This is a genomic window from Streptomyces sp. NEAU-sy36, assembly GCF_013423905.1.
Classification (GTDB): Bacteria; Actinomycetota; Actinomycetes; order Streptomycetales; family Streptomycetaceae; genus Streptomyces; species Streptomyces misionensis.
Map to the genome: position 1 here is coordinate 7,484,320 of NZ_CP058977.1, position 17,820 is coordinate 7,502,139.

At 72.7% G+C, this 17,820-nt stretch carries 16 protein-coding genes; 6 read left to right on the forward strand and 10 right to left on the reverse strand.

What is annotated here, in order from left to right; translation table 11 throughout:
• Nucleotides 1-119 precede the first annotated feature (119 nt).
• Complete coding sequence (locus HZZ00_RS32735) at nucleotides 120-875, forward strand: decaprenylphospho-beta-D-erythro-pentofuranosid-2-ulose 2-reductase (RefSeq protein WP_180333805.1); 756 nt, start codon at nucleotides 120-122, stop codon at nucleotides 873-875.
• A gap of 7 nt (nucleotides 876-882) precedes the next feature.
• Here HZZ00_RS32735 and HZZ00_RS32740 read toward each other — a convergent pair whose 3' ends face one another.
• The 3 genes from HZZ00_RS32740 to HZZ00_RS32750 all read right to left on the reverse strand — a co-directional run bounded on the left by HZZ00_RS32740 (nucleotide 883) and on the right by HZZ00_RS32750 (nucleotide 4,218).
• On the reverse strand, nucleotides 883-1,467 hold the full coding sequence (locus HZZ00_RS32740; RefSeq protein WP_180329757.1) for a 2'-5' RNA ligase family protein: 585 nt from the start codon (nucleotides 1,465-1,467) through the stop codon (nucleotides 883-885).
• 209 nt (nucleotides 1,468-1,676) lie between these two features.
• Nucleotides 1,677-2,702: a tryptophan--tRNA ligase gene (gene trpS / locus HZZ00_RS32745; RefSeq protein ID WP_374028496.1), complete on the reverse strand. Its 1,026-nt coding sequence runs from the start codon at nucleotides 2,700-2,702 to the stop codon at nucleotides 1,677-1,679.
• Between the two features lie 70 nt (nucleotides 2,703-2,772).
• The gene (locus tag HZZ00_RS32750) at nucleotides 2,773-4,218 is read right to left on the reverse strand and encodes a glycine hydroxymethyltransferase (protein ID WP_180329759.1); all 1,446 of its coding nucleotides are present in this window, start codon (nucleotides 4,216-4,218) and stop codon (nucleotides 2,773-2,775) included.
• Nucleotides 4,219-4,479: 261 nt separating this feature from the next.
• Here HZZ00_RS32750 and HZZ00_RS32755 point away from each other — a divergent pair, with 261 nt between their 5' ends.
• On the forward strand, nucleotides 4,480-5,931 hold the full coding sequence (locus HZZ00_RS32755) for an endonuclease/exonuclease/phosphatase family protein (RefSeq protein WP_180329760.1): 1,452 nt from the start codon (nucleotides 4,480-4,482) through the stop codon (nucleotides 5,929-5,931).
• Nucleotides 5,932-5,978: 47 nt separating this feature from the next.
• On the opposite strand, the gene HZZ00_RS32760 is transcribed toward HZZ00_RS32755, so the two are convergent.
• Both HZZ00_RS32760 and HZZ00_RS32765 read right to left on the reverse strand, forming a co-directional pair.
• Nucleotides 5,979-7,160 carry a glutathionylspermidine synthase family protein gene (locus tag HZZ00_RS32760; protein WP_180329761.1) on the reverse strand — a complete coding sequence of 394 codons (1,182 nt, stop codon included), beginning with the start codon at nucleotides 7,158-7,160 and terminating at the stop codon, nucleotides 5,979-5,981.
• A 12-nt stretch (nucleotides 7,161-7,172) separates the two neighbouring features.
• Entirely contained in the window at nucleotides 7,173-7,544 is a 372-nt protein-coding gene (locus HZZ00_RS32765) for a hypothetical protein (RefSeq protein WP_070026224.1), read from the reverse strand.
• 117 nt (nucleotides 7,545-7,661) lie between these two features.
• Here HZZ00_RS32765 and HZZ00_RS32770 point away from each other — a divergent pair, with 117 nt between their 5' ends.
• Both HZZ00_RS32770 and HZZ00_RS32775 read left to right on the forward strand, forming a co-directional pair.
• A complete protein-coding gene (locus HZZ00_RS32770) occupies nucleotides 7,662-8,492 on the forward strand; it encodes a DMT family transporter (RefSeq protein WP_180333806.1) in 831 nt (276 codons plus the stop codon).
• Between the two features lie 170 nt (nucleotides 8,493-8,662).
• Nucleotides 8,663-9,520, forward strand: coding sequence for a helix-turn-helix domain-containing protein (locus HZZ00_RS32775; RefSeq protein WP_180329762.1), 858 nt, complete (start codon nucleotides 8,663-8,665; stop codon nucleotides 9,518-9,520).
• Nucleotides 9,521-9,531: 11 nt separating this feature from the next.
• Here HZZ00_RS32775 and HZZ00_RS32780 read toward each other — a convergent pair whose 3' ends face one another.
• Nucleotides 9,532-10,920, reverse strand: a complete 1,389-nt coding sequence (locus HZZ00_RS32780; RefSeq protein ID WP_180329763.1) for a PLP-dependent aminotransferase family protein — start codon at nucleotides 10,918-10,920, stop codon at nucleotides 9,532-9,534.
• 46 nt (nucleotides 10,921-10,966) lie between these two features.
• Here HZZ00_RS32780 and HZZ00_RS32785 point away from each other — a divergent pair, with 46 nt between their 5' ends.
• Together HZZ00_RS32785 and HZZ00_RS32790 are read left to right on the forward strand one after the other, a co-directional pair.
• Nucleotides 10,967-11,464, forward strand: a complete 498-nt coding sequence (locus tag HZZ00_RS32785; protein ID WP_180329764.1) for a carboxymuconolactone decarboxylase family protein — start codon at nucleotides 10,967-10,969, stop codon at nucleotides 11,462-11,464.
• On the forward strand, nucleotides 11,461-12,192 hold the full coding sequence (locus tag HZZ00_RS32790) for an isocitrate lyase/phosphoenolpyruvate mutase family protein (protein ID WP_180329765.1): 732 nt from the start codon (nucleotides 11,461-11,463) through the stop codon (nucleotides 12,190-12,192). The genes HZZ00_RS32785 and HZZ00_RS32790 overlap by 4 nt, the downstream gene beginning before the upstream one ends.
• 7 nt (nucleotides 12,193-12,199) lie before the next feature.
• On the opposite strand, the gene HZZ00_RS32795 is transcribed toward HZZ00_RS32790, so the two are convergent.
• The 4 genes from HZZ00_RS32795 to HZZ00_RS32810 are packed head-to-tail and all read right to left on the reverse strand — an operon-like array spanning nucleotide 12,200 to nucleotide 17,781.
• On the reverse strand, nucleotides 12,200-13,159 hold the full coding sequence (locus HZZ00_RS32795) for an ABC transporter substrate-binding protein (protein WP_180329766.1): 960 nt from the start codon (nucleotides 13,157-13,159) through the stop codon (nucleotides 12,200-12,202).
• 1 nt (nucleotide 13,160) lies between these two features.
• Nucleotides 13,161-15,089, reverse strand: coding sequence for a proline/glycine betaine ABC transporter permease (locus HZZ00_RS32800; RefSeq protein WP_180329767.1), 1,929 nt, complete (start codon nucleotides 15,087-15,089; stop codon nucleotides 13,161-13,163).
• Nucleotides 15,089-16,246 (reverse strand): glycine betaine/L-proline ABC transporter ATP-binding protein, encoded by a 1,158-nt coding sequence (locus HZZ00_RS32805; RefSeq protein WP_180329768.1) that lies wholly within the window; start codon nucleotides 16,244-16,246, stop codon nucleotides 15,089-15,091. Before HZZ00_RS32805 ends, HZZ00_RS32800 begins: the two co-directional genes overlap by 1 nt.
• Nucleotides 16,243-17,781 carry a GMC family oxidoreductase gene (locus HZZ00_RS32810; protein WP_180329769.1) on the reverse strand — a complete coding sequence of 513 codons (1,539 nt, stop codon included), beginning with the start codon at nucleotides 17,779-17,781 and terminating at the stop codon, nucleotides 16,243-16,245. Before HZZ00_RS32810 ends, HZZ00_RS32805 begins: the two co-directional genes overlap by 4 nt.
• Nucleotides 17,782-17,820 lie beyond the last annotated feature (39 nt).

A 17,820-nucleotide genomic window follows, 5' to 3' on the forward strand; every position in this document is an offset into this window, starting at 1 on the left:
TACCCCGCGACCACGCGCCCGACGGAGCCCGGCGGTCACACCTTCGAGTGATCTCGGGCCCGGCAAGGTGACGACGGACGAACAACCCACTTATGGACGATACGGTCACGGACATGTCTGTGAAGGACGCCCTCGCCCTGCCCAAGTCCCTGCTGGTCCTCGGCGGCACCTCCGAGATCGGCCTCGCCGCCGCCCGCCGGCTGATCGCCCGCGGCGCCCGCACCGTGTGGCTGGCCGGCCGCCCCTCCCCCGCCCTGGACCGGGCCGCCGAGGACCTGCGCGCCCTCGGCACCGACGTCCGCACGATCGGCTTCGACGCCCTCGACCCCGCGGCCCACGAGGCCGCGCTCGGCAAGGTGTTCGCCGAGGGCCCCGTCGACCTGGTGCTGCTCGCCTTCGGCGTCCTCGGCGACCAGGCCCACGACGAGCGGGAACCGCTGCGCGCCGTGCGGGTCGCCCAGACCAACTACACCGGGGCCGTCTCCGCGGGCCTGATCGCCGCGAGCGCCCTCCAGTCCCAGGGCCACGGCACCCTCGTCGTCCTCTCCGCCACCGCCGGCGAGCGCGCCCGCCGCGCCGACTTCATCTACGGCTCCAGCAAGGCGGGCCTGGACACCTTCGCCCAGGGCCTCGGCGACGCCCTGTACGGCACGGGGGTGCGGGTGATGGTCGTACGCCCCGGGTTCGTGCGCACGCGGATGACGGCGGGCCGGCCGCGGGAGCCGTTCGCCACCACCCCGCAGGCGGTCGCCACCGCGATCGAGCTGGGGCTGCGCCGGGGCTCGGAGACGGTGTGGGTGCCGGGTGCGCTGCGGCTGGTGATGGCCGCGGTGCGGCACGCGCCGCGCGCGCTGCTGCGCAGGCTCCCGCTGTGAGGGGCGGTCAGCGGCTGGCGATGGTGCCGCGGCCGATGCCGGCCGGGCCGGCCTGGGGCGGCACCACACGGCCGCCGAAGGTGAACTCGCGCAGCTTGCGCCACACCCCGTCCGCGCCCTGCTCGTACAGCGCGAACCCGGTGCACGGCCACTCGGCCTCGAAATCGGCCAGCTCCGCGAAGGCGCGGTCCATCGCCGCCTCCTCGATGCCGTGCGCCACGGTCACATGGGGGTGGTAGGGGAACTGGAGTTCGCGGGCGCACGGCCCGGAGCCCTCGCGGACCCGCTGCTGGAGCAGGGCGCACTCCTCGGCGCCCTGGACCACCCGGACGTAGACCACCGGGGACAGCGGCCGGAAGGTGCCCGTACCGTGCAGCCGCATCGGGAACGGGCGGCCGCCCGCGGCGACCTGGAGCAGGTGCGCCTCGACGGCGGGCAGCGCGTCCTCGGGGACCTCGGTCGGCGGCAGCAGGGTGACGTGCGTGGGAATGCCGTAGGCCGCGGCGTCGCCGAAGCCCGCGCGCCGCTCCTGGAGCAGGCTGCCGTGAGGCTCCGGGACCGCGATCGACACGCCGATCGTTACGGTCCCCACGTCGTCTCCTGTCGTCGCGTCCGTCGTACCGTCCGGCCGGGTCGCCCGGGCCCTCGGCTTCGACTGTACGGCTATGGATGTCCTGTGGGCAGGCGCAGCGGAAGTGATGTGCAGCGCTCTGCCCCCACGGGCGTGCGAACGGCCGTGCTCCTCAGCGCCGGTCCGTGCCTCGCGGCGCGGTCCGTGCTCCCCGGCGCGGCCGTGCGCGCTCAGTGCTTGGCCGGCAGGAAGCCGACGCGGTCGTACGCCTGCGCCAGCGTCTCCGCGGCGACGGCGCGCGCCTTCTCCGCACCCTTGGCCAGGATCGAGTCCAGCGTCTCGGCGTCGTCCAGGTACTGCTGGGTGCGCTCCTTGAACGGAGTCACGAACTCCACCATCACCTCGGCGAGGTCGGTCTTGAGGGCGCCGTACATCTTGCCCTCGTACTCCCGCTCCAGCTCCGCGACGGACTTGCCGGTGAGCGTGGAGTAGATGGTGAGCAGGTTGGACACGCCCGGCTTCGCCTCCGCGTCGTAGCGGATCACCGTGTCGGTGTCGGTGACGGCGCTCTTGACCTTCTTGGCGGTGGTCTTCGGGTCGTCCAGCAGGTTGATGAGGCCCTTCGGCGTGGACGCCGACTTGCTCATCTTGATCGACGGGTCCTGGAGGTCGTAGATCTTCGCCGTCTCCTTGAGGATGTACGGCGACGGGATCGTGAACGTCTGCCCGAAGCGGCCGTTGAACCGCTCGGCCAGGTCCCGGGTCAGCTCGATGTGCTGGCGCTGGTCCTCGCCGACCGGCACCTCGTTGGCCTGGTACAGCAGGATGTCCGCGACCTGGAGGATCGGGTAGGTGAACAGGCCCACGGAGGCCCGCTCGGCGCCCTGCTTGGCGGACTTGTCCTTGAACTGGGTCATCCGGCTCGCCTCGCCGAAGCCGGTGAGGCAGTTCATCACCCAGGCCAGCTCGGCGTGCTCCGGGACGTGGCTCTGCACGAACAGGGTGCAGCGGTCCGGGTCCAGGCCGGCGGCGAGCAGCTGGGCGGCGGCCAGGCGGGTGTTGGCCCGCAGTTCCCTCGGGTCCTGCGGGACCGTGATCGCGTGCAGGTCGACGACCATGTAGAAGGCGTCGTGACTCTCCTGGAGCGACACCCACTGGCGGACGGCGCCGAGGTAGTTGCCGAGGTGGAACGAGCCGGCGGTGGGCTGGATACCGGAGAGCACGCGAGGCTTTTCAGCAGAGGCCATGTCCCCCATTCTCTCATCGGCCGGGGGTGGCACGGGCCCCTGAGGTGGGGCGCGGTCGCCCGCGCCCCACGGGAGCGGGTCAGCCCAGGTCGACTTCCGGGTAGAGCGGGAAGCCCGACACCAGGTCCGTCGCCCGCTGGGCGATCTCCTGCGCGACCTTCTCGTCCAGCACGTGGGCGGCCTTGCTGGGGGCGCCCGACTTGGTGGTGCCCGGTTCGGCGGTGGTGAGGACCCGGTCGATCAGGCCCGCCACCTCGTCCATCTCCGCCGTGCCGAGGCCGCGGGTGGTCAGGGCGGGGGTGCCGATGCGGATGCCGGAGGTGTACCAGGCGCCGTTGGGGTCGGCCGGGATGGCGTTGCGGTTGGTGACGATGCCGGACTCCAGGAGCGCCGCTTCGGCCTGACGGCCGGTGAGGCCGTAGGAGCCGGCGACGTCGATCAGGTTGAGGTGGTTGTCCGTGCCGCCGGTGACCAGGGTGGCGCCACGGCGCATCAGGCCCTCGGCCAGCGCGCGGGAGTTGTCCACGATCCGCCGGGCGTAGTCCTGGAAGGAGGGCTGCCGGGCCTCGGCCAGGGCGACCGCCTTCGCGGCCATGACGTGCGGCAGCGGGCCGCCGAGGACCATCGGGCAGCCGCGGTCGACCTGGTTTTTGAGGGAGTCGTCGCACAGCACCATGCCGCCGCGCGGGCCGCGCAGCGACTTGTGGGTGGTGGTGGTGACGATCTGGGCGTGCGGGACCGGGTCGAAGTCGCCGGTGAGCACCTTGCCGGCGACCAGGCCGGCGAAGTGGGCCATGTCGACCATGAGGGTCGCGCCGACCTCGTCGGCGATCTCGCGCATGATCCGGAAGTTCACCAGGCGGGGGTAGGCCGAGTAGCCCGCGACGATGATCAGCGGCTTGAACTCGCGGGCCTGGGCGCGCAGGGCCTCGTAGTCGATGAGGCCGGTGGCCGGGTCGGTGCCGTAGGAGCGCTGGTCGAACATCTTGCCGGAGATGTTGGGGCGGAAGCCGTGGGTGAGGTGGCCGCCGGCGTCCAGGGACATGCCGAGCATCCGCTGGTTGCCGAAGGCCTGGCGCAGCTCGGCCCAGTCGGCGTCGGTGAGGTCGTTGACCTGGCGGGCGCCGGTCTTCTCCAGGAAGGGGACCTCGACGCGGTCGGCGAGCACGGCCCAGAAGGCGACGAGGTTGGCGTCGATGCCGGAGTGCGGCTGGACGTAGGCGTGCCGGGCGCCGAAGAGTTCCCGGGCGTGCTCGGCGGCCAGGGACTCGACGGTGTCGACGTTGCGGCAGCCGGCGTAGAAGCGGCGGCCGACGGTGCCCTCGGCGTACTTGTCGCTGAACCAGTTGCCCATCGCGAGGAGGGTGGCCGGCGAGGCGTAGTTCTCCGAGGCGATCAGCTTGAGCATCGCGCGCTGGTCGGTGACCTCCTGGCCGATGGCGTCGGCGACCCGCGGCTCCACGGCGCGGACCACGTCGAGCGCGGCGCGGAAGGCGGTGGACTCGGTGGACAGGGGCTCTGGCATGGGGACCTCCGGACGGTGTGCGTTCAGCGTTCACGTTCGGCCCAGGCGCACGGCACTGATTTCCCGCGAGGCCGCTCCCCGATGGTCGGTCCCATCCCAGCGCGCCAGTCACGGCCCGTGCCTCAGCGTACCGGGCGGGCGCGGGGCGGAAGATCCGGCGTCCACCATGCGGGCGAGGGCGGCCGGAAACCCGCTTGCCGGTCCGGCGTTCCACCCTCAAGATCATCAGGTTCGGAAATCAAACGCACTTCTGAAGCTTGGATGAACATGCGAAGACTCTGTCTGCTGCTGGTGGCGGTCCTGGCCGCGGTCACCGGTGTGGTGGCCCTGCCCGCGTCGGCCGCGTTCGCGGCGTCGGCGCCGCCGTCCTCCACCGGCCAGCGCTGGGCCCTCAAGGTGAACGGGCTGTACGTCGCCGCCGAGGTGAACGACTCCGGCGACCAGAACGGCAAGCTGCGGGCCCGCTCGACCTCCGTCGGCAGCTGGGAGACCTTCAGCCTGCACACCGACAACGTCCCGGGCGTGGGCTACGGCACGACCATCACGCTGCGCAACGAGGAGAACGGCCTCTACGTCACCTCCGAGATCAGCACCACCGGCAGCCAGGCGGGCATGCTGCGCGCCCGGGGCACCAACACCGGCTCCTGGGAGCGCTTCTACGTCGTCCCCCAGAGCGACGGCACGTACGCGCTGAAGTCCGCCGCCAACGGCCTGTACGTCACGGCCGAGTTCAACTACACCGGCGGCGACCAGGGTCTGCTGCGCGCCCGTTCCAGCACGGTCGGCAGCTGGGAGCGGTTCACCTTCGAGAAGGTCGGCGGCACCGGCGACACGACGGCGCCGCCCGCATCGGCCGTGAAGGCCTCGGGACGGCACGACATCGCCTCGTGGAACCTGTGCGCGAACAACAACACGAGCGCGGCGTGCAAGCTCCAGTACGCCGACGCGGACACGGTCGCCTCCGGCGTCGCCGGTGACCTGGCCGGTTCGCTCGGGCACCGGCCGGAGGCGATCTTCTTCCAGGAGATCTGCGAGAAGGCGGTCAAGCCGCTGGAGCTCCAGCTGGAGAGCCGGCTCGGCGGCGGCTGGGACGTGCGGTTCGCGCCGACGTACTACAAGGTCGTCGACGCGGACGGGTCGACCGACCCGGCGCTCATGGCCCAGAAGTCCTGCATGGACAGCACCAGCGGCACCGACCGCGGCTCCTTCGGCATCGCCCTCGCGGTCAAGGACACCAACACCTGGTACCGCGGGTACACCCTGCCCTCCCCCGCCGGCAAGGAACAGCGGCCCGCGCTGTGCGCCACCGTCCCCGAGGACGGGACGGTCTACTGCGACGCGCACCTCAGCAGCGGCCACTACCTCGACGCCAACGGCAAGGAGGCCGGCGACGACCCCGACGGCACCAAGCGCAAGGAGCAGGCCGCCGCGCTGCGGTCCATCGTGGACGGCCTCCAGGGCGCCGGGTACACGGCCTTCTACGGCGGTGACCTGAACACGACCACGGCGGACGTGTCCTACCTCGACACCCTGTACTCTGGCCACCAGGAGTGCGGTCAGGCGACCCCGGACGCGGCGCACACCGGTGCGCCCACCGACGGCAACAACAAGATCGACTACATCTTCGGCCCGGTCGGTCCGTCGTACGGCTGCGAGGTCGTGGACCCGGGCCTCTCGGACCACCGGGTGATCCACGCGACCGTCACCTTCTGAGCCCGCTTTGCCCGCCGGCCCCTCCGTTCGCCGGAGGGGCCGGTTCCTCAGAGGATGACGTGCGGCAGGAAGCGGGCGTACTCGTCGGTGACGGGGCCCGCCGACTCGCGGATGCCGAGGCCCGCCGGTTCGCCGTCGACGACCCAGGCGCCGAGGACGACGTGGTTGCCGTCGAAGACGGGCAGCGGGGCGAGCTGCTGGTAGCAGCAGGAATCGGGGCGCGGCGCGGGCGCGCCGCCCGGCGGGTGCAGGGTGATGCCCTCGCCCTCGCGGCCCAGCAGGGGTTTGGCGACGTAGCCGGTGGCGGCGAGGTCGCGGGGGCCGTCGAGGTGTGCGGGGAGCAGGTTGGGGTGGCCGGGGTACAGCTCCCAGAGGACGGCCAGCAGGGCCTTGTTGCTCAGGAGCATCTTCCAGGCCGGCTCGATCCACAGGGTGCTGCCGCTGCCGCCGCCGTTGTCGAGGGTCTCCAGCACGTGCCCGCCGAAGGCGTCGGTGGTGAGCCACTCCCACGGGTAGAGCTTGAAGATGCTGCGGATGAACCGGAGCCGGTTGTCCACGAAGCGGCCGGAGAGGGTGTCCCAGCCGATCTCCTCCATGGCGAGCCAGTCGGTCTCCAGGCCCGCCTGCTGCGCGGTCTCCTTCAGATAGGCGACCGTCATCAGGTCCTCGCCCAGCTCGTCGGCCGCGGAGTGCGCGAAGTGCAGCGGGCTGCCGGGCGGCAGCAGCGCGGCCTGCCGGCGCCAGGACTCCACCAGGCGTTCGTGCAGGGAGTTCCACTGGTCGGCGCCGGGGAAGCGGTCCTCCATCCAGAACCACTGCGGGGAGGCCGCCTCCACCAGGGAGGTGGGGGTGTCGGCGTTGTACTCCAGCAGCTTGGCGGGGCCCGTGCCGTCGTAGCGCAGGTCGAAACGGCCGTAGAAGGAGGGGAGTTCGGCACGCCGGTGCCAGGACTCCGTGACCGCCGCGGCCACCCGCGGGTCGGTGATGCCGAGGTCGGCGAGGCGGCCGTGCGCCACCATGTGGCCGGCCGCGGCCAGGCACATGGCGTGCAGTTCGGCGACCGTCTCCTCCAGTGCCTCGATCTCGGCGAGGGAGAAGACGTAGTAGGCGCTCTCGTCCCAGTAGGGGCGCAGGCTCCCGTCCGGGTGGCGGGTGAGCGGGTAGATCAGCCCCTGTTCCTCGACGATCCGCTGCCAGCCGGGGCGCGGGGTGGTGGTACGGCGTTCCATCCGATGCCCCGGTCAGCCGCCGGAGCTGTGGGAACCGCCGCCGAAGCCGCCGCGGTGCACTCCGTGGCCGCTGCCGTAGTGGTCCGAGGAGCTTCCGTGCCCGCCGGACGAGCCGGACCCGCGGCTGGGCTTGGTGAAGGAACCGCCGTCCACCCAGGAGCCCTTCTTCTTGCCGCCGTAGTACCAGGCGCCGTCCACACCCGCCTTGACGGACTTGCAGTTCTTGTCCGAGACGACCTTGTAGCCCCTGGCGTAGTCGTAGCTGCCGCGGTCCACGCAGCGCTTGTCCGGCTCGGAGGAGCAGGCGGTGAGCGCTGCGGCCAGCAGCCCCACCCCGCCGAGAACCACCGCACCGGAACGCAACCGACGCGTCGTTTCCGCCATCTTCTCCACCCCCGTGTTCCGCGAACGCTCCGGGCCAGCCTAGAGACGGGTGTGAAGTCCGGCCAGGGCGGGGTGAGCATGCCAGGTCTCCCCTAGAGTCCCTTTGTGCTCTTTGGAATGGTGTGTGCCCTCGGGGCGGCGGTCTGCTTCGGTGCCGCGACGGTGTTGCAGGCGGTCGCGGCGCGGCAGGCGGGTCCCGGCGGGGGTGGTGAGGCGGCGCTGCTGCTGCGGGCGTTGCGGCAGTGGCGTTACCTCGCGGGGCTGGCGCTGGACGGGCTGGGCTTCCTGTTCCAGATCGCGGCGCTGCGTACGCTGCCGATCTACGCGGTCGGCGCCGCCCTGGCGGCCAGTCTCGCGGTGACGGCGGTGGTCGCGGCCCGGCTGCTGGCGGTGCGGCTCAGCGGCACGGAGTGGGGCGCGGTGGGCGTGGTGTGCGCCGGGCTCGCGATGCTGGGGCTGGCGGCCGGCCCGGAGGGCGGCGGGGGCGGCTCGGACACGCTGCGGTGGGTGATGCTCGCGGTGGCGGTGGGGCTGCTGGCGCTCGCGTTCGCGGGCGGCCGGCTGTCCGGTTCCGCGCGGGGTCCGGTGCTGGGGCTCGGGGCCGGTTTCGGGTTCGGGGTGGTGGAGGTGTCGGTCCGGCTGATCGACAGCCTCGCGCCGGGCGCCGTGCTGACCAATCCGGCGGCCTACGCGCTGCTGATCGGCGGGGGCGCCGCCTTCATGCTGCTGACCTCGGCCCTGCAGCGCGGTTCGGTGACCGCGGCGACCGCCGGGATGGTGATCGGCGAGACGATCGGCCCGGCGGCGATCGGTGTCGTCTGGCTCGGCGACCGCACCCGGGAGGGCCTGGCCTGGCTCGCGGTGCTGGGCTTCGCGGTCGCGGTGGCGGGCGCGCTGGCCCTGGCCCGGTTCGGCGAGGCGCCCGCGGCACCGGCCGAGCAGGAGTGAGGGATCGGCTGCGCCCCCCGCAGCGCAACCGGTCCGCGCACCATCCTGAGCCGTCCTCCCGCTCGTGACCAGGAGCTTCTTTTTCCGGAACCGGTTTTTCAGGAACGTAGACTTCCGGTATTTGCCGGGGCGGGGCGGCGAGTCGCGCGCTCACCGGGAGGGAACGAGGGATGGACAGGGAAGCCCTGCGGTCGCTGCTGCGGCACAAGCGCTCGCTGATCGACCCCACCGAGCTGGGCTGGCCCCGCCGCACCGGGCGCGGCAGGCGCTCCGCCGGGCTTTCGCAGGCCCAGGTGGCGCACGCGCTGTACGTGTCCGAGCGCACCTACGCCCAGCTGGAGCGGGGTGACATGCCCTCCCCCGCGCCGGAGTTCCTCGACGCCGTCGCCGGGGTGCTGCGCATGGCGGAGCCGGAACGGACCGCGCTGTACGTCTACGCGCTGGGCCACGAGCCGCCCGTCCCGATGAACCCGGAGGCCGGCACCCGGGTGGACCCGGCCTGGCCCATGGCGGTCCGGGGCGTGTCGGGCCTGCCCTGCTACGTCAACGACGTGGCCTGGAACATCCTCGGCTGGAACGACGACTTCCTGCGCATGTTCCCCCGGCGCCGGGGCGCGGAGCCCGAGCTGCCCGAGCGGAACCTGATGCGCTGGATGCTGCTGTGCGAGGAGGCGCGCGAGCACCATCTGGTGGACTGGGAGGAGCGGTGGGCGGCGCCCGTCGCGGCCCAGTTGCGGGCGGCGGTGGCGGCCCATCCGGACAACGCCGATCTGCGGCGGCTGGACGCGGAGGTGAACGACGACCCCGTGGTGGGGCCCGTCTACCGCCGGCACGACATCACCTATGTGCAGCAGGACGGGGACACCCGGCCGGTGCGCCACGCGGGACTCGACTCCCCGGAGGCCGACCGGTGTTGCGCCGAGCACGCCCCGTCGGTGCGGGGCTTGGTGACCCTGTGCGCGGCGCAGCCGCTGGGTTCGCCGGGCGCCCGGTTCTTCTTCCTGGTGTTCCGGCCGGCCGCCGGCTGAGCCCCCCCGCCCTACGGCAGCACCCGGCACAGCGCCTCCAGCGCCGCCGCGAAGGCGCTGTCGGAGGGTGTGCCGTACCCCACGACCAGCGCGTCCAGGTGTTCGGCCGTGCTCTCGGGGTGCCGGTAGTAGGACAGGCCGTGCAGCGCGAGGCCCTGCCAGGCGGCGGCCTGGATCACGGCGGGCTCGGTGCCGGGCGGCAGCCGCAGCACCGCGTGCAGCCCGGCGGCGATCCCGGTGACCCGCACGCCGGGCGCCCGGTCGGCGACGGCGGCGGCGAGCGCGTCGCGGCGGCGCCGGTAGCGCAGCCGGGCGGAGCGGACCTGCCGGTCGTAGGCGCCCGAGGTGAGGAACTCGGCGAGGGTGAGCTGTTCCAGCACGCCCACCGTGTCGGAGTGCCCCTTGGCCGCGGTGACCTCCTCCGCCAGGTCCGGCGGCAGCACCATCCAGCCCAGCCGGATGCCGGGTGCGAGCGACTTGCTGGCGGTGCCGAGGTAGGCGACGCGGTCGGGGTCGAGGCCCTGGAGCGCGCCGACGGGCTGCCGGTCGTAGCGGAACTCGCCGTCGTAGTCGTCCTCCAGGACCAGCGCGCCGGTGCGCCGGGCCCAGTCCACGACGGCCGCCCGCCGGTCCGGGTGCAGGGGAAGTCCCATGGGGAACTGGTGGGCGGGGGTGAGGAGTACGGCGCCTTCGGCGCTCAACGGGCCGGGATCGGTGCCGAGTTCGTCGTACGCCAGCGCGGTGGTCGCCAGGCCCGCGTTCTCCAGCAGCCCCCGGTACAGGTCGAGGCCGTACGGCTCGACGGCCACCGTGCGCACCCCTCGGGCGCGCAGCACCGGTCCGAGCAGGCGCAGGGCGCCCGAGAAGCCGGCGGTGATCACCGTGTTCTCCGGGTCGGCGCGCACGCCCCGGGCGCGGGCGAGGTAGCCGGCGAGGGCGGTGCGCAGTTCGGGGCGGCCGCGGGGATCGCCGTAGCCGAGCGCGTCGTTGGGGGCGGCGGCCAGGGCGCGGCGGGCGGCCCTGGTCCATTCGGCGCGCGGGAACGCGGCGAGGTCGGGGGTGCCGGGGACCAGGTTGTGCAGGGGGCGGGCGGGGGCTCGGTGGTGGCGGGCGGGTCCGCTGGGCGGCACGACGGCGCGCTCGGCGACCCGGGTGCCGGAGCCCTGCCGGGCGGTCAGCCAGCCCTCGGCCACCAGGTCGGCGTAGGCCTCGGCGACGGTGTTGCGGGCGATGCCGAGGTCGGTGGCGAGGGCCCGGGAGGACGGCAGCCGGGTGCCGGGGGCGAGCCGGCCGGTGCGCACCGCGTCGCGCAGCGCGTCGGTCAGGCCCCGGCGCAGCCCGCCCGAGCCGGCCGGTTCCAGATGGAGGTCGACGCCCAAAGTGGCCCAGGATTCCGCCATGGAAATGGACCATACCCCTGGGCTGCCCGGCTCCTACCGTGGAGGCATGAACACGGACGAGAACACCGAGTACGCGACAGAGCACGCGCCGCGGCTGAACTGGACCGAGCACGCCCCGGACGTGTACAAGGCGATGGTCCGGCTGGACACCGCCGCCCGGCAGGGGGTGGACCCGAAGCTGCTGGAGCTGGTCAAGATCCGCGCCTCCCAGCTCAACCACTGCGCCTTCTGCCTGGACATGCACACCAAGGACGCGCTGGCGGCCGGGGAGAGCGTGGAGCGGATCGTCCAGCTCAGCGCGTGGGAGGAGTCGCGGCACTTCTACACGGAGAAGGAGCTGGCCGCGATCGAGCTGACCGAGGCGATCACCGTGCTCACCGACGGCTTCGTGCCGGACGAGGTGTACGAGCGGGCCGCCAAGCAGTTCGAGGAGGCGGAGCTGACCCGGCTGATCGCCGCGATCACGGTGATCAACGCCTGGAACCGGTTCGGTGTCACCGCCCGGATGACCCCGGGCCACTACCAGCCGGGACAGCACCGGTGAGCACGTCCCCGGACAAGGCGCAGGCGTTCCGCGCGCTGCACCTGGGGCGCCCGCAGGACGATCCGCTCGTCCTGCCCGGCCCCTGGGACGCGGCCAGCGCGCGGGCGTTCGCGCAGGCCGGGTTCCCGGCGCTGGCCACGCCGAGCGCGGGGGTCGCCGCGGCGCTCGGGTACGAGGACGGGCACACCCCGGCGGACGAGATGTTCGCGGCCGTCGCCCGGATCGCGCGGGCGGTGGACGTGCCGGTCTCGGCGGACGTCGAGGGCGGCTACGGGATCGCGCCGAAAGAGCTGGTGGAGCGGCTGCTGGAGGCGGGGGTCGTGGGCTGCAACATCGAGGACTCCGCCGAGGGGGTGCTCAAGGACCCGCTGGAACACGCCGACTACCTCGCCGAGTTCTGCGCGGCGGCGGCCGGGCGGCTCTTCCTCAACGCCCGGGTCGACACCTTCGTGCACGGCGACGGCGATCCCGGACAGGCCGTGGAGCGGGCCGCCCGGTACATCGCGGCGGGCGCCGGGTGCGTGTACCCGATCATGGCGCCGGTGGAGGCCCTGCCCGTGCTGCGGGCGGGGATCGAGGGCCCGCTGAACGTGCTGGCCCGGCTGGACGGGGACGGCCCCGGGCCCGCCGCGCTCGGCGGACTCGGGGCCACCCGGATCACGTTCGGGCCGCAGCTCCAGCGCCGGGCCACGGCAGCGGCCCGGGACCTGGCCGCCGGTCTGCGCTAGTCAGCGCTCAGGGCAGCCACTTCTTCCACACGGAGGGGTGGCTGTCCACCCACTTCTTCGCCGCCTCCTCCGGGGACAGCTTGTCCTGGGCGATCATCAGCGAGACCTCGTTCTGGTCGTCCGTGGTCCACCGGAACCTCTTCAGGAACTCGGCCGCCTTGCCGCCCGACCGGGCGAAGTCGGCGTTGAGGTACTTCTGGAGCGGGGTGCGCGGATAGGCGCAGGCGATCTTCGCCGCGTCCGCGTCGCAGCCCTTCTTGTACGGCGGCAGCCTCACCTCCGTCATCGGGACCTTCTTGAACAGCCACTGCGGCGAGTACCAGTACGTCAGGAAGGGCTTCTTCTCCTTGGCGAACTGCTTCATCTGGGTGATCTGCGCCGCCTCGGAACCGGCGAAGACCACCTGGTAGTCCAGCTTCAGGTTCTTCACCAGCGCCTTGTCGTTGGTGACGTAGGACGGGGAGCCGTCCATCAGCTGGCCCTTGCCGCCGCTCTCCGCGGTGCGGAAGAGCGAGGCGTACTTGTTCAGGTTGTGCCAGTCGGTGATGTCGGGGTGCTGCTTGACCAGGTACGTCGGCACGAACCAGCCGATGTGGCCGGTCACCCCGAGATCGCCGGCGCGCGTGATGGTCTTCTTGTCGTCGACGTAACGCTTCTCCTGGTCCGGGTGGCCCCAGTCCTCCAGGAGGGCGTCGACCCGGCCCTGGCTCAGCGCGTCCCACGCGGGCACCTCGTCCACCTGCACGGTGTCGACGCGGTAGCCCAGCTCGTGCTCCAGCAGGTACTGGGCGACGGCCACGTTGGACTCGGCGCCCACCCAGGACTGCACGGACAGCGTGACGCTCTTGCCGCCGCCGGCGTGGGCGAACGGGCTGGCCTGCTTGGTCATGTCGGCCGCGCCGCAGCCGGTGGTCAGCCCGAGCACGGCGAGCCCGACCGGGATCGTGGTGAGCAGTCGGCGTCGCATCTCAGGCTCCCTTCCCCGCGCGGCGGTCGGTGGGCTGGGTCACCCGGTCCAGCATCAGCCCCAGGCAGACGATGGCGGCACCGGCCACCAGACCGGTCGCCAGGTCGCCCTGGGCGAGGCCGAAGGCGACGTTGTAGCCGAGGGCGCCGCCGCCGACCAGACCGCCGATGATGACGACGGCCAGGACCAGGACGACGCCCTGGTTGACGGCGAGCAGCAGCGCGCGGCGGGCGAGCGGCAACTGCACCTGCCACAGCTGCTGCCGCCCGGTCGCGCCGAGCGAGCGCGCCGACTCCAGCGCGGCCGGGTCGACCTGGCGCAGCCCCTGCGCGGTGATCCGCACGACGGCGGGCAGCGCGTAGACGACGGCCGCGGCGACGGCGGGGGCGCGGCCGACGCCGAACAGGGCGACGACCGGGATCAGGTACACGAACTGCGGCATCGTCTGGAAGACGTCGAGCACCGGGCGCAGCGCGCGTTCGACGCGGTCGCTGCGGGCCGCGGCGATGCCGGTGGCGATGCCGAGGACCAGGGTGACGGCGACGGCGGCCAGCACCTGGGAGAGGGTGTCGAGGGACGGCTCCCACACGCCGAGCACACCGATCGCGGCCATGGCGAGCACGGCGGTCAGCGCGGTGCGCCAGGTGCCGATCAGCCAGGCCAGCGCGGCGACGATCAGCAGCACCGACCACCAGGGCAGCCATTGCAGGCCGTCGCGGATCGGGTCGAGCACCCAGGTGGTGAAGTGGCCGGCCCAGTCCGCGGTGCCGCCGACGACCGGGACCCCGGAGTAGAGGTGGGAGGTCATCCAGTCGACGGCGTGGTTGACCGGCTGGGCGATGTCCAGGCTCCAGCCGTTCGGCCAGTCGAGGGCGCCGAGCAGCCGGGCGGCGAGTGCGGCGACCACGGTGACGGCGAGGGCGTACGCCCAGCCGATGGTCCGGGGACCCTTCCCGCCCGCGGCACCGGCCGCGCCGGTCACCCGGTCCAGGACAACCGCGAGCAGCACGATCGGGATGCCCGCGGCCAGGGCCTGGCCCACGTCGACCGTGGACAGCGCCTGGTAGACGCGGTCGCCGAGGCCGCCGGCGCCGATGACGGAGGCGATCACGGCCATGGACAGCGCCATCATGATCGTCTGGTTGAGGCCCAGCAGGAGTTCCTTGCGGGCCAGCGGGATACGGGCGGTCAGCAGCCGCTGGCGGCGGGTCGCGCCGAGCGACTCCACGGCCTCCAGGACTTCGGGGTCGGCGCCGCGCAGGCCCAGCGCGGTGAGGCGGGCCATGGGCGGGGCGGCGTAGACGACGGTGGCGAGGACGGCCGCGGGGACGCCGATGCCGAAGACCAGGACGACGGGGAGGAGGTAGGCGAAGGCCGGGAGGACCTGCATCGTGTCCAGGACCGGGCGCAGGGCGCGGTCGAGGCGCTCGGAGAGGCCGCCGGCCAGGCCGAGCACCACGCCCACGAGCACGGAGGCGAGGACCGCGACGACCATCAGCGCGAGGGTCTGCATGGTCGGCTCCCACATGCCGAGCACGCCGCAGGCCAGGAAGGCGACGGCGGTGCCGGTGGCGAGGCGCGGACCGGCGACCCGCCAGGCGACGAGGGCGCCGAGCACGGTGACGCCCGGCCAGCCGATGGCCAGCAGGGTGACGTAGACGGCGCGGACGGAGAGGACGACCGCCTCGCTGACGTAGCCGAAGAAGTAGAGGAAGAGGGGGTGGGTGTCGCGGTTGTCGATGATCCAGTTGCTGGCGTCGGTCAGCGGCTTGGTCAGGCTGACCGTGAGGTGGTGCGGCCAGGCGCGGCCGTGCAGCACCGGCAGGAGCACGGCCGTGACGAGGGCGAGCAGCAGGAGCTTGCCGACGGCTCTGTTGCGCAGCACCGCGGGGGCCTTGGTGCGCAGGGCTGGGACGGTGAGGACAGCCATCACACGGCCTCCGGGGTGGCCGGCTTCCTGGCGTGCCCGTGCGCGCGGGGTGTGCCCGCGCGCGGTCGCGCGGGAGCGGCGGGGGCGGCCAGGGTGGCGGCCACGCCGGCCACCACGTCCAGGAGCTGTTCGTGGTCGACCACGCCCAGGCAGCGGCCCTGGTCCATGACGCGGGCGGGGGTGCCGGTGCGCGCGACGGCCTCGATGGCCTCGGAGACGGTGGTCTCCGGGGCGAGCGCCGGGCCCTCGGTGGTCTCCTCGGAGGTCGCCGGGCGCATGGCCGTGCGGCAGGTCACGACCTGCTCGCGCGGCACGTCCCGGACGAACTCGCGGACGTAGTCGTCGGCCGGGGAGCCGACGATCTCCTCGGGGGTGCCGAGCTGGACGATCCGGCCGTCGCGCATCAGGGCGATGCGGTCGCCGAGCTTGAGGGCCTCGCTGAGGTCGTGGGTGATGAAGACCATGGTGCGGCCCTCCTCGCGGTGCAGGCGGGTCACCTCGTCCTGCATGTCGCGCCGGATGAGCGGGTCGAGGGCGCTGAACGGCTCGTCGAACAGGAGGACTTCGGGGTCCACGGCGAGGGCGCGGGCGAGGCCCACGCGCTGGCGCTGGCCGCCGGACAGCTGGCCGGGGCGGCGGTGTTCCATGCCCGCGAGGCCGACCTTGGCGACGATCTCGGTGGCGCGCTCGCGGCGCTCGGACTTGCCGACGCCCTGGATCTCCAGGCCGTAGGCCACGTTGTCGAGGACCGTGCGGTGCGGGAGCAGGCCGAAGTGCTGGAAGACCATCGCCGCGCGGTGGCGGCGCAGTTCGCGCAGCCGGGCCTTGTCCATGGCGGTCACGTCCTCGCCGTCGATGGCGATGGTGCCCGAGGTCGGCTCGATCAGCCGGGTCAGGCAGCGCACGAGGGTGGACTTGCCGGAGCCGGACAGGCCCATGACCACGAAGACCTCGCCCTTGCGGACGTCGAACGACACGTCGCGGACGGCCGCCGTGCAGCCGGTGCGGGCGCGCAGGTCGGCCGGTTCGAGGGCGGCGAGTTCGGGGTCGGCCGGGACGCGCTCGGGCTTGGCGCCGAAGACCTTCCACAGGTGGGAGACCGAAAAGACCGGCGCGTCGGTGGTGGGCGGCTTGCGGGTGGGGACGGTGGTGCTCATCGGCGATCGCCTCCGATCAGGTCGACGGCCTTCTCCCCGACCATCAACACCCCGATCATCGGGTTGACGGCGAACAGGGTCGGGAAGACGGACGCGTCGGCAATGCGGATGCCGTCGAGGCCGCGGATCTTCAACTCGGGGTCGACGACGGCGAGTTCGTCGTCGACGGCACCCATCCGGCAGGTGCCGGCCGGGTGGTAGACGGTGTGGTGCGCCTTGCGCAGCAGCTCGCTGAGCTGCTCGTCTTCGGTGACGTCGGGGCCGGGGAAGACCTCCCGCTTCAGCCAGCCGGCGAACGGCTCGGTCCTGGCTATCTCACGGGCGATCTTCACGCCGTCGACCAGGGTCTGGGCGTCGTACCCGTCCTCGTCGGTGAAGTAGCGGAAGTCGAGGGCGGGCTTCTCAGCCGGGTCCGCGCTCGTGAGGTAGAGGCGGCCGCGGGCGCGGGACTTGGGGATGTTCGGGGTCATCGACACGCCGTGCTCGGGGCGTTCGTAGCCGAGGCGCTCCGGGTTGTCGGTGAAGGGGATCTGGTAGAAGTGGAACATCAGGTCGGGGGCGTCCAGCGACTCGTCCCGGCGCACGAACAGCGCGGCGTCGGAGTCCATCGCGGAGTTCTCCGGCAGCGGCCGGTTCGTCTCCCACACGATCACCGACTCGGGGTGGTCCTGGAGGTTCTCGCCGACGCCCGGCAGGTCGTGCGCGACGGGGATGCCCAGCGCTTCGAGGTCCTGCTTCGGGCCGATGCCGGACAGCAGCAGCAGCCGGGGGGTGTCGACGGCGCCGGCGCAGACCACGACCTCCTGGCGGGCGCTGATCAGCCGCTCCTCGCCGTCCTTGGAGCGCACGTGGACGCCGGTGGCGCGCTTGCCGTCCAGCTCCAGCTTGTACGCCCAGGTCTCCAGCAGCAGCGTGAGGTTGGGGCGGTCGCCGGCCTCCATGTGCGGGTGCAGGTAGGCGACGGAGGCGGAGGAGCGCTTGTTGTTCTCCGGGTGGTAGGCGAGGTCGAGGAAGCCGACCCCCTCGTGGAACGGCTTGTCGTTGAAGCCGATCACCTCGGGGACGCCGATCGCGGTCTTCGTCGCGTCGATCCAGTCCTTGGCGATGGGGTTCTGGTCCTTCTCGGCGACGCGCACGATGTTGTTGCGCAGCCGGGCGAAGTACGCCTCCATCGGCACCGCGCCCCAGCCCTTGGCGCCGGCCTCCTCCCACTCGTCCCAGTCGGAGGGCAGCGGCTTGAAGGAGATCAGGGTGTTGTGCGAGGAGCAGCCGCCGAGCACCTTGGCGCGGCTGTGCAGGATGTGCGAATTGCCGTTTGGCTGCTCGACGGTGGTGTACTCGTAGTCCAGGTCGCCGCCGAGCAGGCCCAGCCAGCGGCGCAGGGTCAGGACGTCCTCGCGGTCGATGTCGCTGGGGCCGCCCTCGATGACGGCGACGGTGACGTCGGGGTCCTCGGTGAGGCGGGAGGCGATGACGGAGCCCGCCGTGCCGCCGCCGATGACGACGTAGTCGTAGACGTGGGGGGTTTCGGGCATGGGGGTGCTACTCCAGGGGGTGTGAGAGGAAGGTCGGGT

Excerpts from the sequence above, each read along its gene's own strand:
- trpS (WP_374028496.1), bottom strand. The coding sequence starts at position 2,702 with ATGGGGGACATGGCCTCTGCTGAAAAGCCTCGCGTGCTCTCCGGTATC.
- HZZ00_RS32750 (WP_180329759.1), bottom strand. The coding sequence starts at position 4,218 with ATGCCAGAGCCCCTGTCCACCGAGTCCACCGCCTTCCGCGCCGCGCTC.
- HZZ00_RS32755 (WP_180329760.1), top strand. The coding sequence starts at position 4,480 with ATGAACATGCGAAGACTCTGTCTGCTGCTGGTGGCGGTCCTGGCCGCG.
- HZZ00_RS32760 (WP_180329761.1), bottom strand. The coding sequence starts at position 7,160 with ATGGAACGCCGTACCACCACCCCGCGCCCCGGCTGGCAGCGGATCGTC.
- HZZ00_RS32765 (WP_070026224.1), bottom strand. The coding sequence starts at position 7,544 with ATGGCGGAAACGACGCGTCGGTTGCGTTCCGGTGCGGTGGTTCTCGGC.
- HZZ00_RS32770 (WP_180333806.1), top strand. The coding sequence starts at position 7,662 with ATGGTGTGTGCCCTCGGGGCGGCGGTCTGCTTCGGTGCCGCGACGGTG.
- HZZ00_RS32775 (WP_180329762.1), top strand. The coding sequence starts at position 8,663 with ATGGACAGGGAAGCCCTGCGGTCGCTGCTGCGGCACAAGCGCTCGCTG.
- HZZ00_RS32780 (WP_180329763.1), bottom strand. The coding sequence starts at position 10,920 with ATGGCGGAATCCTGGGCCACTTTGGGCGTCGACCTCCATCTGGAACCG.
- HZZ00_RS32785 (WP_180329764.1), top strand. The coding sequence starts at position 10,967 with ATGAACACGGACGAGAACACCGAGTACGCGACAGAGCACGCGCCGCGG.
- HZZ00_RS32795 (WP_180329766.1), bottom strand. The coding sequence starts at position 13,159 with ATGCGACGCCGACTGCTCACCACGATCCCGGTCGGGCTCGCCGTGCTC.
- HZZ00_RS32800 (WP_180329767.1), bottom strand. The coding sequence starts at position 15,089 with ATGGCTGTCCTCACCGTCCCAGCCCTGCGCACCAAGGCCCCCGCGGTG.
- HZZ00_RS32805 (WP_180329768.1), bottom strand. The coding sequence starts at position 16,246 with ATGAGCACCACCGTCCCCACCCGCAAGCCGCCCACCACCGACGCGCCG.
- HZZ00_RS32810 (WP_180329769.1), bottom strand. The coding sequence starts at position 17,781 with ATGCCCGAAACCCCCCACGTCTACGACTACGTCGTCATCGGCGGCGGC.